17 protein-coding genes are annotated in these 13,045 nt (G+C 61.5%); 8 read left to right on the forward strand and 9 right to left on the reverse strand.

The genetic code is table 11. From position 1 onward, the window contains the following. Positions 1-141: 141 nt before the first annotated feature. The 5 genes from SIC17_RS10900 to SIC17_RS10920 form a co-directional block, all read right to left on the reverse strand. Complete coding sequence (locus SIC17_RS10900) at positions 142-918, reverse strand: outer membrane protein (RefSeq protein ID WP_291891677.1); 777 nt, start codon at positions 916-918, stop codon at positions 142-144. Positions 919-1,109: 191 nt separating this feature from the next. Then, positions 1,110-1,919: a 5'/3'-nucleotidase SurE gene (gene surE / locus SIC17_RS10905; RefSeq protein WP_291891678.1), complete on the reverse strand. Its 810-nt coding sequence runs from the start codon at positions 1,917-1,919 to the stop codon at positions 1,110-1,112. Between the two features lie 164 nt (positions 1,920-2,083). Further along, positions 2,084-2,404, reverse strand: a complete 321-nt coding sequence (locus SIC17_RS10910; RefSeq protein WP_412545371.1) for a hypothetical protein — start codon at positions 2,402-2,404, stop codon at positions 2,084-2,086. 169 nt (positions 2,405-2,573) lie between these two features. After that, entirely contained in the window at positions 2,574-2,966 is a 393-nt protein-coding gene (locus tag SIC17_RS10915) for a DUF559 domain-containing protein (RefSeq protein ID WP_412545372.1), read from the reverse strand. 89 nt (positions 2,967-3,055) lie between these two features. Further along, positions 3,056-3,625: an NADPH-dependent FMN reductase gene (locus tag SIC17_RS10920; RefSeq protein WP_412545373.1), complete on the reverse strand. Its 570-nt coding sequence runs from the start codon at positions 3,623-3,625 to the stop codon at positions 3,056-3,058. Between the two features lie 186 nt (positions 3,626-3,811). Between SIC17_RS10920 and SIC17_RS10925 the strand changes: the two genes are divergently transcribed. The 6 genes from SIC17_RS10925 (at position 3,812) to msrA (ending at position 7,394) form a co-directional block, all read left to right on the forward strand. Then, complete coding sequence (locus SIC17_RS10925; protein WP_291891682.1) at positions 3,812-4,213, forward strand: hypothetical protein; 402 nt, start codon at positions 3,812-3,814, stop codon at positions 4,211-4,213. A gap of 95 nt (positions 4,214-4,308) precedes the next feature. After that, a complete protein-coding gene (locus tag SIC17_RS10930) occupies positions 4,309-4,722 on the forward strand; it encodes a hypothetical protein (protein WP_291891683.1) in 414 nt (137 codons plus the stop codon). A gap of 23 nt (positions 4,723-4,745) precedes the next feature. After that, positions 4,746-5,309 (forward strand): RNA polymerase sigma factor, encoded by a 564-nt coding sequence (locus tag SIC17_RS10935; RefSeq protein WP_291891684.1) that lies wholly within the window; start codon positions 4,746-4,748, stop codon positions 5,307-5,309. A gap of 1 nt (position 5,310) precedes the next feature. After that, positions 5,311-5,700 carry a DUF6768 family protein gene (locus SIC17_RS10940; protein ID WP_412545374.1) on the forward strand — a complete coding sequence of 130 codons (390 nt, stop codon included), beginning with the start codon at positions 5,311-5,313 and terminating at the stop codon, positions 5,698-5,700. Between the two features lie 225 nt (positions 5,701-5,925). Then, positions 5,926-6,813, forward strand: a complete 888-nt coding sequence (rpoH, locus tag SIC17_RS10945; RefSeq protein ID WP_291891686.1) for an RNA polymerase sigma factor RpoH — start codon at positions 5,926-5,928, stop codon at positions 6,811-6,813. Positions 6,814-6,878: 65 nt separating this feature from the next. Next, positions 6,879-7,394 (forward strand): peptide-methionine (S)-S-oxide reductase MsrA, encoded by a 516-nt coding sequence (msrA, locus tag SIC17_RS10950; RefSeq protein WP_291891687.1) that lies wholly within the window; start codon positions 6,879-6,881, stop codon positions 7,392-7,394. A 270-nt stretch (positions 7,395-7,664) separates the two neighbouring features. Here the strand turns inward: msrA and SIC17_RS10955 are convergent, their stop codons facing one another. After that, positions 7,665-8,210 (reverse strand): hypothetical protein, encoded by a 546-nt coding sequence (locus SIC17_RS10955; RefSeq protein ID WP_291891688.1) that lies wholly within the window; start codon positions 8,208-8,210, stop codon positions 7,665-7,667. 23 nt (positions 8,211-8,233) lie between these two features. Continuing rightward, positions 8,234-8,932, reverse strand: a complete 699-nt coding sequence (locus tag SIC17_RS10960) for a lysoplasmalogenase (protein ID WP_412545375.1) — start codon at positions 8,930-8,932, stop codon at positions 8,234-8,236. A gap of 40 nt (positions 8,933-8,972) precedes the next feature. On the opposite strand from SIC17_RS10960, the gene SIC17_RS10965 reads away from it, so the two are divergent. Further along, complete coding sequence (locus tag SIC17_RS10965; RefSeq protein WP_412545376.1) at positions 8,973-10,220, forward strand: alpha/beta hydrolase-fold protein; 1,248 nt, start codon at positions 8,973-8,975, stop codon at positions 10,218-10,220. Here SIC17_RS10965 and SIC17_RS10970 read toward each other — a convergent pair. Next, positions 10,217-11,500 carry a trypsin-like serine peptidase gene (locus SIC17_RS10970; RefSeq protein ID WP_412545377.1) on the reverse strand — a complete coding sequence of 428 codons (1,284 nt, stop codon included), beginning with the start codon at positions 11,498-11,500 and terminating at the stop codon, positions 10,217-10,219. The two genes, SIC17_RS10965 and SIC17_RS10970, sit on opposite strands and share 4 nt — an antisense overlap. Before the next feature lie 191 nt (positions 11,501-11,691). Here SIC17_RS10970 and SIC17_RS10975 point away from each other — a divergent pair, with 191 nt between their 5' ends. After that, positions 11,692-12,162, forward strand: a complete 471-nt coding sequence (locus SIC17_RS10975) for a hypothetical protein (RefSeq protein ID WP_291891692.1) — start codon at positions 11,692-11,694, stop codon at positions 12,160-12,162. 10 nt (positions 12,163-12,172) lie between these two features. On the opposite strand, the gene SIC17_RS10980 is transcribed toward SIC17_RS10975, so the two are convergent. Further along, on the reverse strand, positions 12,173-12,991 hold the full coding sequence (locus tag SIC17_RS10980; protein WP_412545378.1) for a PhzF family phenazine biosynthesis protein: 819 nt from the start codon (positions 12,989-12,991) through the stop codon (positions 12,173-12,175). Positions 12,992-13,045 lie beyond the last annotated feature (54 nt).

Consider the following 13,045-nt stretch of genomic DNA (forward strand, 5'->3'; position numbering starts at 1 on the left):
CCGACAGGAAACTGACAATGACAGATCAAGAAATCAATAATCGGAGGCTGGGCCTGGGGTTTTGGCCGGGGTTCACGCAAAAAGGCCTGGCGCGAACGCCAGGCCTTGCGGGGAGGATCGCCGGGGCGATCGGGCAGATGTCTAGAAGTGGAAACGGATGCCCGCTTCCAGCACATGGGAATTGTTCTCGATGTCCAGCGAGGTCGGGAAGAGGCTGGCATTGGTGCCGACATCACCGGTCATGCGATAGCGATAGCCACCAAAGGCTTCGGTCTTGTCAGACAGCGGGAAGCTCGCGCCGAACATCAGCTGGAACAGGGATACGGTTTCGCTGTCATCGATGATGACGACACCGGACGGGGAGAAGTCGACGGACACGTCCGCCAGCCCGACACCGGCACCGGCATAGAAGTCCAGCGGCGCATCATCAAAATCGAAATCATAGTACAGGTTGAGTGCATAGGCGGTCGTGGTCACGTCGCCCTGGCCGTCAGCGACGAGGTCGGCAATCGTTACGCCGAGCGGTGCAGACCCGGTAATCAGCGCGGCGGCATCCGCGCCGCCCAGCGCGCCACCACCAGCGGTCACATCGGCATGGCCGTCCACATCATTGCTGGAGTAGGAAATTTCGATCTCGCCCCGCAGCTTGTCGTTGAACCGGTAGCCGTAGGCACCTGCGAGGAAGAGGCCGTTGTCGAACTCGGTCGACCAGCCGATTTCCGTGCCACTGGCGAGCACCGTGCCGGCCGGAACGGCGACGCCGTCACCGGTCGTGAATGCACGGGTCAGGGCGCCTCTATTGTCGCTGTCCTTGAGCAGGCTGAAACCGGCAGAGCCGGACACGTAGGACTGGGCAGAGGCGCCGGCTGCCGTGATCAGGGCGAGCGCGGAAGCGGCGAGGAGACGATTGAATACCATGAAAACTACTCCGTAAGGTGAGGTTTGATGCTCTCTTTACGGGCGGGGCAGTCGATTGGATTTGCACCGTTATTACTTTTTATTTTTGCTTGAATCGTAGCTCTTACGCGCTACTTGGACCCGGTCGAGCAGCAGTTTGTTGAAGCGTTTCACGCGAGAAAGCCATTCGAGCTCTGTTGCGGCATCGGGTCCTACTGCGCGCGGTCGAAATGCTCCACGACCAGCGGGGTGATCGAGATGGCGCCCTGGGCGATCGCGGCCATGTCGGTGCCGTCGCCGGGATCGCCTTCAAACCGGTAACCCCAACGTGCCGTGCCTGAACGCAGGCCGGTTTCCACCGTCAGTGGCTGGGCGTTGCGGTCAAAGATTTCCAGCCGCACATCAGCCGGGCGGGTGATGAGAGCCGGGCTGTCCGCATCAAGGTCGGTCGCGGGCATGTTGATGTTGTAATAGACCGGGTTCGCATCGCCGGGCATTTGCGCCACAAAGGCAGCCACCCATTCCGCAGCCCCGTCCAGGTCGCGACCGTCAGCACGATCAAGCGAAACTGCCAGCGCAGAAATGCCGTACAGGCTGGCGGTGCGCGCGGCGCCGACCGTGCCGGAATAATGGTGCGACTGTCCGTCATTCATCCCCGCATTGATGCCGGAGATGACGAGGTCGGGCTGACGGCCATAATGACGTTCGGCCAGGTCGATTCCGAAATGCGTGGACACGGAGGGCGTGGCGTTGATCCAGTAGGAAATGTCGGCGCCGTCAAATTCGAACTCCGACCATTCCGCCTCGGCGCGCAGATTGCCCAGCGAGGTTGATGTCCCGCTCTGATTGCTCTGGGGTGCGACGATGATGACATCAGCCTGGGCATTGAGGGCCGAGGCGAGGGCGCGCAGATCGGGGCTTTGATAGCCATCATCATTGGTGATCAGGATGAGCGGTTGGGCGGCGATGCTGGTCGTGCCGGCGAGCAGTGTGAGTGTAGCGAATGCAAGGGTCCGGATCATGTCGGGCTCCGTTTCGGATTTGGCGTGATGCTAGTCTGCTTGTCCGCTCCGGCTCAATATGTGGCTGATTTAACCTTCCGCGATATGAAAGGGGCGCCAATGAAAAGGGCGACGGTCAATACCGTCGCCCCATAAGGATTAAGACAGACGAGAATGTCCGGACCCTATTCTTCTGCGCCTTCGTCTTCTTCAGCTTCGCCTTCGTCTTCTTCAGCGACGCTCTCTTCCTGCATGGCGTCGTCAGCCATGTCTTCCCCGGGCATGTCTTCCCCGGGCATGTCTTCCCCGGGCATATCTTCTTCAGGAATGTCCTCCGCGGCGGTGTCTTCGGCCACGGCGTCTGCGCTCGCGGCTTGCTCCGAAGCCATTTCCTCGGTGACTGCCTCCTCACTCGGCCCGGCGGCCGGTTCTTCGACGGCGAATTGAGTTTTGTAGGCGATGGCACCCGCCAGCGCGGCGAGCATTATAAAAGCGATTACACGCATGGCAGTAAGTCCCCCCAGACGAAGCCAATATGAACACGTTGTAATGTTAGCGATGCCCGCGACCAATTGCACACGACTACGCCTGAGAGGGGATTGTCGGGCAGTCCTTACAGGCTTAGGTCATCGGCCTTTGAGGCCGGGACCAGGTCGAAAGGTTGGCCGGAACGCCTTAGCAATGGCTGCTGTCATTGACCGCGGCGGGCATGTCGGTGATCGGGTCGCGCCAGCCCAGGGCCTGGCGGATGAAATCGAGCAGGAGATCGACCCCGCGACGTAAATCCTGCTCCCACAGGTGTAGGACCAGATACCCCGCCTCCTCAAGCTCGGCGATGCGTCGTTCGTCCAGCAGGGCCGGGTCTGCGCCGTTTGTGGGATGGATGTCGATGAGGAGCTTGGCGCTCTCGCAGCAAAAATCGACGTCGTGTCCGACAATGCTGGCGCCCCTGACGAAGCGGTGACCATCCAGCTGGCCGGATTTCAGGCGCGACCAGAGTTCGTCGCGCATTTGTTCGAATTCAGCTTGGGCCACCGAAACCAGCGGACCGGAAATAGTCTGACCCATGACATGCTCCTGCGTCTGGGAGGGGAAGGCAGGAATATTCTTGTCGGGTCAGTCTACTCCGAAGTGGACAGGGTTTACCGTGACCGGCGTCACGCCCCGCCCAGGAATTTCGTGAGATTGTCCACCAGGCTCTCGATCTGACCCCGCGACCGGTCATTGGTCAGGCGTCCATCCTCGTCGAAAGCCTGGAAGGCACCCGGTACCGAGGCATGTCCTGGCAGGGGCATCATGCCAAGATCGGTGAGGAAGGCGCGCAGGCGGGGGATCACCCGCACGCCACCCAGACCGCCGGGGGAAGCGGCCATCAGGATGGCCAGCTTGCCGGCAAAGGGGTTGGACCTGTCTTCGCCATCGGGCCTGGACATCCAGTCGAAAGTATTGACGAGCAGTGGTGGAATATTGCCGTTGTATTCCGGCGTGGCGACGATCATCGCGTCATGTTCGGCGAGCAGTTTGCGCATCGCTTTCATGCTGTCGGGCAGCCCGTTCTCGGCCTCATCATCCCCGTGATAGAGCGGGGCTTCATAATCAGCCAGGTCGATATGGGTGACCTTGGCGCCCCTGTCGCGCGCGATGTCAGCGGCATTGGTGGCGAGTTTCTTGTTGACGCTGTCCTTGCGGGCAGAACCGGCAAGAACGAGAATTTTTGGTGCAGACATAACGTCCTCCCTGAACCTGTTGAGCAAGGAGATAGGGCTGATTTCGCGTGGGATCGACCGGGTTTGTGGAAGAGCATTCTTTCCAAACGGAGGGTAATGCCGCTCCTGCCGTGAAACCCCTGTTCAATATTGCTTAAACCCTTAGTGGCAGAGTGAAATTCTACTATCCCGGAAGGAGAGTTGGTAATGTCCAAGACCGTGACGTCGAGCTATCGCAAGGTATCGGACCGGTTCGAGCCGGATCTCGTGCAGGACCCCGCTGAACAGCGCAAACTGCGCGGTCAGCTGGAGCAGATTGATTATACCGTGTTCGCCGCCAATCAGGCGGTGATTAAGAAGACGATCCATTCTGTCACGCTTGAGGATTTCCAGAACCTCGCTCTGTCCGCTTCCAAGGCCCGCAGTGCATGGGTCGATGCGGCGATGTCCGCTGCGCGGAGCCGCGCGCCCCTGGAAAAAACCGAGGTTGAGCGCCTGGGCCTGCTACGGACGGCCTATGAGGAGTTGTCCGAAGCCTATGATGCCATGCGCCGCATGGTTGAACGCGGTTATCTGCAATTCCATCAGAGCGTTTCCAAGGCCAGCTAGGCGCCGTATCTGAAGAAAAAACCGGGTCCGATTGAACCGGTTGCCGACCGGGGCGCACCTTTATTCCGAACACATGTTTTGGAATGAGGGATGACATGATCTCGCAAATCGCCATTCACGGAGTGCTCCTCTTCGCCGCCTGGATGGGGCTGGTGGGGAGTCTCATGCTGCTCGCTCCGGATGGGGCCTTGTCCATTCTGCGCATGGCCGGCAGCACCGCCTTGATCAATGTGGCGGAACAGGCGCTGCGGTTCAGCTTCGGGCTGGCCATGATCGGGGCCGCGCCGCTGTCACGCTTCCCGGACGCCTTCCAGTGGATCGGCCTTTTCATAGCCGCGACATCGGTACTCATCCTCCTGGTGCCGCGCCGATGGCATCATGGTTATGCCGTCTGGTGGGCTGACAAGCTGCACCCGGTGGTCGTGCGCCTGCTGGCGCCGATCGCCTTCGCTGCCGCGCTCGTCCTCGTCTATGCGGTGATGATCGACCTGCCGGTTGTGACCAGCTGAGAAGGGTCAGGGAAGGCAAGGCCATGCGACGCGACAAGAAACGCGTGCTCGGGGAATACCTGGTCAGTGCGGCCAGGACCGGAGATCGCGCGGCTTTCGACCAGCTGGCGCGCCTCTACCAGCCCGAACTCGCCCGCCATGCCTGGCGCCTCTCCGGGGATGCCGACATGGCGCAGGATGTCCTCCAGGACGCCTGGCTGGACATAGTCCGCGGCCTGGGGCGCCTCAATGACCCGGCGGCTTTTCCCGCCTGGGCCTATCGGATCGTCACGCGCAAATGTGCAGGAATGATCCGCAAGCGACAGCGCATCCGCGACACACAGGCCGCGATTGCGGCCGAACCCCCGGACGTCATGGATGACGAGATCCTCGCGGAAAACCAGGCCGATGTCGGCGTGGTCGCGAGGGCGATGGCGGACCTGCCGCCTGACCAGCGCTCTGCGCTGGCGCTGTTTCACCGCCAGGAGATGAGCGTGACCGAGATCGCCTTCGCCCTGGATGTTCCGGTGGGGACCGTGAAAACCCGTTTGATGCACGCGCGCCGGAAACTCCGGGACGCGTTGGAGATTACCAGTGATGGAGCCTGATATGAGCAATACTGACAAGGATATCGATGATCTGATCACCGAAGCGCTGGACGCCGAGGATCGCGAGCTTCTGGGGCGCCACGCCCCGCAGCCCGGCTTTTTCCGTCAGGCGCTGGGCATTTTCTCCGGCTCGATGGGCTGGGTCATGGCTGTTGTCATGTTCATGGTGCTGGTCTTTGTCGTCCTGGCGGTATGGATCACGCTGCAGCTGATCGCCACGGATGACGTGCTGATGACCCTGCGCTGGGGTCTGGGCCTTGTTGTGGTCACCCAGATCGTTCTGTTCCTGCGCGGCGCGCTGTTCCAGCAGATCCTGACCAATCAGGTCCTGCGAGAGGTCAAGCGGCTGGAATTGCAGGTCGTCCGGGCGCAGCACCGCCACGACGCATAGCCGTCAACTCCACATCGGGCTTGCCCTTGCACGCGGAATTTGAATTCCCATATGCATAGGGCAGGCGGGGGCGTGCATGGATGCATAGGCATTATGTACGCTCAAATGGCGGTAACGTCGGCGTGAGGCCCTAGCATTCGCGCTTTCGCTTCCCCAAATACGTCTGCGAGCAGGCATGGTGAGGCCTCTGGCCAGCCTCGTCTGCATAGGGATAGGATGTAGATTATGTCTAACGCACTCGCAGTATCGCTCTCGCCGGAACAGGGTCTGTCCAGCTATCTGGCCGAGATCCGCCGTTTTCCCATGCTGGAAAAGGACGAGGAATTCATGCTCGGCAAGGCCTGGCGTGAACACGGTGATGCGAAGTCCGCCGAAAAGCTGGTGACCTCTCACCTTCGCCTGGTGGCCAAGATCGCGATGGGGTATCGCGGCTATGGCCTGCCGGTCGCTGAAGTGATTTCAGAGGGCAATGTCGGCCTGATGCAGGCGGTCAAGAAATTCGACCCGGAAAAAGGTTTCCGCCTGGCGACCTACGCCATGTGGTGGATCCGCGCCTCGATCCAAGAATATATCCTGCGGTCCTGGTCGCTGGTGAAAATGGGTACGACGGCTGCGCAGAAGAAGCTGTTCTTCAACCTGCGCCGCATGAAAAGCCAGATGCAGGCCCTGGACGAGGGCGATCTGCGCCCGGACCAGGTCGAGGAAATCGCCACCAAGCTGGGCGTGACCAATGACGATGTCGTGTCCATGAACGGTCGCCTGTCCGGTCCGGACGCCTCGCTCAACGCGCCGCTGAAAGGCACGGAAGGCGAGGGGCAGTGGCAGGACTGGCTGGCAGATGATGATGCGGAAAGCCAGGAAGACGAGCTGGCCGAAAGCGACGAGTTCGACACCCGCATGCAGCTTCTGCAGGCCTCCATGGGTGAGCTGAACGAGCGCGAGCAGCACATCCTGCAGGAACGCCGTCTGACGGAAGACCCCAAGACGCTGGAAGAACTGGCAGAGCATTACGGCGTCAGTCGTGAGCGTATTCGCCAGATCGAGGTCCGTGCGTTTGAAAAGCTGCAGAAGGCCATGCGTTCCATGGCGTCTGAACAGGGCTTGATGAACTAGAAAATTCGGTTACCGGTTCTATCTTCGACCCCGTCGGATAGGCCGGCGGGAGCGAGGAGAGCATTATGGCTGAGCAAACGATCACCCTGGCCGGTGGATGTTTCTGGGGCATGCAGGATCTGCTGCGCAAACGTCCCGGCGTTATTGCCACCCGTGTCGGCTATACCGGTGGCACCACGCGAAATGCCACCTATAATACCGTCAGGACCGGCCAGACGGGCCATGCGGAATCCATCGAGATCCGCTTCGATCCCGAAACGATCAGCCTGAAGGAGATCTACGAGGTCTTCTTCCAGATCCACGACCCGACGACGCTGAACCGCCAGGGCAATGATATTGGCAGCCAGTATCGCTCCGTGATCTTCTATGCCGATGCCGAGCAAAAGGCGCAGGCCGAGAAGGTGATTGCCGCTGTGGACGCCTCGGGCCTCTGGCCCGGCAAGGTCGTCACCCAGCTGCAGCCTTTGGGCGAATTCTGGGAAGCGGAAAGCGAGCACCAGGATTATCTGGAACGTTTCCCGGAAGGCTATACCTGCCACTTCGTCCGCCCCGACTGGAAACTCCCGGAAGGCGTGATCTAGCGCTTGTGCCTACTCAGCTCATCCTCGCCCTTGATGGGCGAGGGGGACCATTGCAAAGCAATGGTGGAGTGGGTGCGCGCCGGAGGCGCGAGTGAGAGTCGCTTCTTTTGGCCCTTTCGGGCCGCACCCTATCCGCCCACTTCGTGGGCACCTTTCCCATCAAGGGAAAGGAGGAACATAGCCATGTGGCCTTCAACACCGTCATCCCACGGTGACCGCGCAGCGGACATCCGGGGGATCCCGGCTATCCTGTCGACGGGCGAGCTGAGGTCACGAATTTACCCTGTCGAGCTGTTCCTTGACCGCAGAATTGAGCGGAATATTCCAATAATTGGAGTCAGAGAGGACTTGCGCTCGAAGCGCGGGGTCATGTGTCAGGCTCCAGCTATAGGCCATCAAGCCATGACCTGCCGGTGCCCCCAGTTCGCGGGCGATGACCCGCCGAATGACCTCGGGCATGCCGGTAATCCCAGCGTCTTCAAGCATGGCCTGCGGTCCGGCGGCCAGAAGCGTGGAAAAGAATGATGTACGCGAAGGGGCGATCCGGATTTCCGATCGGTTCAGATCCTCCAGTACCGCGCTGAAGAAGCACATCTCGGTTACGTCGTGGCCCAACTGCGCCCGAACAATGCCGGCGATCTGCCTTGCAAGCTCAAGATTCGTGAGAAATATGATCGGCGCACTTTGTCGCTCCGGGGTCTGTTGCCAGCCCACCACAACATCGACATCGCCTCCCGAGGTCCAGGCAAAGGACTCTCTGTCATGGCCGCGAAACCCGTGCCCCTGGAGGAGTTTTATGCCTTCGTCCCGGTTCATCGCTGGTCAGCAGCCGGTGCCCTCTAGCGCTCCCGCGCCAGTCCGAGGCAGATCCCGGCCTGGCCCAGATAATAGGTGGCCCACACGACCGGGCCGGCCCAGTCGAGGGCGCCGGCGAACATGCGCCAGGCCAACACAATGTCTGACACCACGAACAGCAGCGCGCCCGCAATTGCCAGCGGGTGGGCGCGGCTCATCACAGCCAGGATGGCCATCGCCATGATGATGGCGTTGTAGATCGAGGCCGCAACACGCAGCTCGCCGAAATGCGGTTGCAGGGCAATCAGCATGATGGCGCCGAACACGGCCAGGCCGCCTGCAGCCAGGAAGCCGTAGCCGCCGACCAAGGACCGCTGGCGCAGGATCGCTGCGAACAGGCCGATATAGACGATATGCCCGAGGCCGAAGGAAACAATGCCTAATCCCTGCTGCAGGGCTTCGGAGCGCAGGATGGCTTCGATACTGTCCCCAGTCGGCTGCAGGGCCAGGAACGCATCTCCCGCCGAGCCCAGGAACAGGCCTGCCGCCAGCCAGCGATATCCACGCATCCACGCCAGCGCGCCCAGCAGAACGATGCCGGAAGCCTTGAGCACGACATCGGCGGGATAGGGCAAGCCGATCTCGAACCCGTCCAGGAAATACAGCGCGCCAAGCAGGATCGAAGCGATCAGCACATAGTGCTGGTTCCGTGTCGAATTCGGTCCTATGAGTTTGTCGAGCATGGCTTCCCCCTTGCGCGGAAAACGCTAGACTGTGCCGTTCATGAGGAAAAGTGTGTTCGTCATTGTTTCTGGCCTGCTGGCCATGCTGGCCTTGCCAGGCTCGCTGCCTGCCCAGCCTGCGCCTGCAGCGATCAGCTCGGCGCTGGCCGAGCTTGAATTGCGCCCGCATGCGGAAGAGGAAATCTGGCGAAACCTGCGATCGCGCGGGTTGCCGCTCATCGAGGATCACCCGGAGGATGAAGGCCTGCGCCGGGTCACCTTCGTTATCCAGGTGCCGCATGGCACCAGCCGGGTCCGCTTCGACAGTGTCATCAATGCGGGCATGGCGCGTCAGCCCGTTGAAGATTATCTACGTGATTTCACCCTGCCAATGCAGGCGCTTGGCGATACGCGTATCCATCACCTGACCCTGGACGTCCCGCGTGATGCCACGGCGGTCTACAGTTTCCTGATCGAAACGCCCCAGGGGTGGCGGCGTCTGAGCGATGCAGCCAATCCGGCGCATTTGCGCGGCGCGTCTGCCGAGGCGGTTCTGCTGGCCGACAGCGCCACACGCCACCCGGCCATCATGCCAATCCCCTTTACGCTACGGTTTGAGCCGGAGCTGCTCACGGTGGAGAGTGCGGTTCTTGGGCGCACAGTATTTCTGCAGCACCACACCGTTGGCGGCGCGGAGGCGGATGCTCCGGTGCTCGTTCTTTATGACAGTTTCAACTGGGGTGTTCGCGCGCCGGCCTGGGAGATCGTCCAGCATCTCGTCAATGCCGGCGCGGTGCCGCCCATGCATGTTGTCCTCATAGACCAGCTCGATACCGCCAGCGCGCGCCAGGACTATGATGACCAACTGATTTTTCTCAGTGAGGAATTGCCTTCGGCCCTGGCCGATGCCGGCATTGATGGTCGGCGAATCCTCGCCGGCGCCTCTCGCCGAGGGCTTGTGGCCAGCCGGACAGCGCTGGAACGCCCGCAGGACGTTCTCGGGGTGATTTCGCTTTCGGGCTCCTTCTACTGGTCACCTGACGGACAGGCGCCACGCTGGTTGACGCGGCGCGTTCCCGCTGCCCGCCTTGATGGCCCGCGTTTTGTGCTGGCTGCCGGTTCGCTGGAATATGTCGTGACCTCAACCAATGCCGGACACGTCATGCTGGACACCAATGCTGCCATGATGCAGGCGCTGGCGGATGCGGGGCATCCGGCTGAGTTCGTGCTCTACCAGGGCGGTCATGACATGGCCGGATGGAGGCAGGCGCTGGCGGTCAGCCTGGAGCGCCTGTTCGCCGAGGACTAGTCGCCTTCCTTGACCGGTTTGGTGGTGTTGGTCGGACGCGAGTCAGCCCGGCCCAGGCGGCCATTGCGGAAGTCTTCCAGATATTCCACCCAGCGATCAGCCCGCGCCGCGATATAGGTCATCGGCTGACCCGGATTGCGGCGGAAATTGCTGTCGGTTGCGACGATGAAATACTCGTCGCCCTCGCGGATCATGAAGGGTGATCCGCTATCGCCGCGCGTGGTGTCGCAATCATGCGCCATCGTGTTATCGCGATAGATGCGGGTCATGTTGCAGCCGATATTGCCGGACAGGTGTGTGCCCGTATCCCAGCTGTATCCGGCCTGGTAGAGGTCCATCTGACGGGCCTGGCGATTGCCGACCTCGTCCACCAGCGCCCTGACGCCGACATAGCCCAGCTCGCGACCGATCGGACGGTCAAGGCGCAGCAGTGCCCAGTCCGTGCCGTCAATGTCGTCGGTATTGCTGAAACGCTGCTCATTCCAGTCCGGATCCATGAAGTGTCCGATGACCCGGGCCGAGACCGGGCCGCCGCGTCGCGCTGATGCCGTGTTGAAGACACCGCGGGAGTCGGCGCTATTGCCTTCGGAAATGCAGTGGGCGGCGGTGATGAGTACGTCCTCGGCGATCAGGGTCGCGGTGCAGGCACCCCCGGCATCAAAATCCACCTGGCCGATCACGCTCCACGGGAATTGTGCCGTGTCCATGAAGATGCGGTCGTCATGCCCGAAGAAATGGTCATTGATGCCCAACGGCCGATCCCGGCCCATGCAGTCGGCGCGGTCGGTACGTTCCTCGCAGCGGCCATCACCGATTTCGGGTTCATTGCAGACCCCGTCAAAGGCCGTCTCGCAACTGTCATTGCGAAAGCGCAGTTCGATGACGCTGCCGCAATCGGCGAGGTCGGTCGCCTGAGTACAGGCGCCGGTGCCAAATCCCGGCTCGTCACATTCATTGTCATTGGCCCACTGGCAGGAATTGTCTTCCACCCCTTCGGCGATGCGCCAGCAGTCGGAGTAGTCCGTGCCGACCGTGCAGGCACCGGTGCCGATGCCGGGATCATCGCACTCACCGTCATTGGCCCAGCGGCAGCTGTCGACACCGCGATAGCGACCAGTGGACACGCCCTGGGGGCGTTGGGGCTTTTGGGTATAGGTGTGCAGATAGCGGGTGATCTCACGACTGGAAAGCTGTGACGAGTCGGGCTCGCTGCTCGTCGTCTGTGCGTTGGCACTGCCCGCCAGCAGCAGTGTCAGACCTGCGATCCAGAACTCTTTCATCCGCACCTCCCGTAACATCCCGCACCACTAAACCCGGATTGTCAGGCAAAACCAAGGCTGGGGGCGCCTGTCTTTATCCGTTCAGCTAGATGACCTGAAGCTGAACCGCACATTCAAGGCCCGCTCAGATCCACTGTTGTTAGCTGCTCCCACACCGGCCGGAGACGGCCACTCAGGCAAAGGAGTAAGCCATGTCATTTTTCAAGAGCGCACTTGCAGCCGCGTTTCTGGCTGGTCTGGGCACGGTCGGTATCTCGGGAACCGCATCTGCCGGCACCTGGTACCTGAATGCCCGTGCATGCCCGGATCTGCGCGAAGATCGCCGTGACCGACGGGTTGATGAAGGGCGCTGGGATCGACGCGAAGATCGACGCGACCGTCGCGTGATCGAGTGCCCGCCTCGTGCCTGGACGTATGTCCCCGATCGCTGGGAGCGGCGCAATGGCATTGAACGCGGTTCGGGCGGACGCTTGGCTTCGCCGGGCATTGTCTATCGCCGCCATGGCAATTTCTATCGCGAAACGCGTCGTGGTGACCTGCGTCAGATCGATGTCGTGATCGAGCGCGGACGTCGTGGATATCGTGAACGCGGTCGTGGTTACCGAGATCGTCACGGCTATCGCAACAGCCGCTACAACAATCATCGCGGTTACCGCTACTGAGTGTGGCGTATCAGGGGAGGGTAATTTCCCCGGAGAGATAATGGGGCGCGTGGCCATACAGGGTCACGCGCTCCTTGTGTGTCTTGACCTCGAGCGCGCCGGGGCGTGGCCCGATCTGGCGCGCCTTCATCCGCGTCTTGCCCAGACGCTCGGCCCAGTAGGGCGCAAGTGTGCAGTGGGCGGAGCCAGTGACCGGGTCCTCGTCGACACCGGAGGCGGGGGCAAAGAAGCGGGAGACAAAGTCCAGCCCGCTGCCACCGGGCGCCGTCAGGATCACATTCGTGTTCAGCTTGCGCAGAAGGCCGTGATCGGGTTCGGCGCTGCGTACCAGGTTTTCATGGCCAACGACCCACATCTGGTAACCTGCGCCGTGGATGCGATTGACGTCCAGAACTTCCTCCGGTGATGCCTGAAGGGCGAGCGCGGCTTCAAGGGCAGGCGCGTGGCGGCCGGGAATGAAGCCGATCGAGGGCAGGTCCATGGCCAGTTGATGCCCGTCTGCGCGGACTTCGAGGCGGCCCGAGCGCGTTTCAAACCGGGCAGTGTCGCCAACGACCTTGCCGGCTTCCAGCAGGACAGCGCCCGCAGCGAAGGTGGCATGGCCGCAAAGATCAACCTCGACCGTTGGGGTAAACCAGCGCAGATCCCAAAGGTCTTGTTCTCGCGCAACAACAAAGGCGGTCTCCGACAGTGCGTTGGACGCCGCAATGCCGCGCATGATGTTGTCATCGGGAAAGCTGTCGAGCAGGCAGACGCCCGCCGGATTGCCGGTAAACGCCTCACCGGGAGCGGCAAAGGAGTGGATCTCGAAATAGGGAATTCCGGCCATGACAATTTCCTCCTCGGGCGCTCAGCGGTTACCTTCGCTTGTCGCGCCCGCGGC

Origin of the sequence: Maricaulis sp. MIT060901 (genome assembly GCF_047123815.1) — a bacterium.
In the GTDB taxonomy this organism is placed as follows: domain Bacteria; phylum Pseudomonadota; class Alphaproteobacteria; order Caulobacterales; family Maricaulaceae; genus Maricaulis.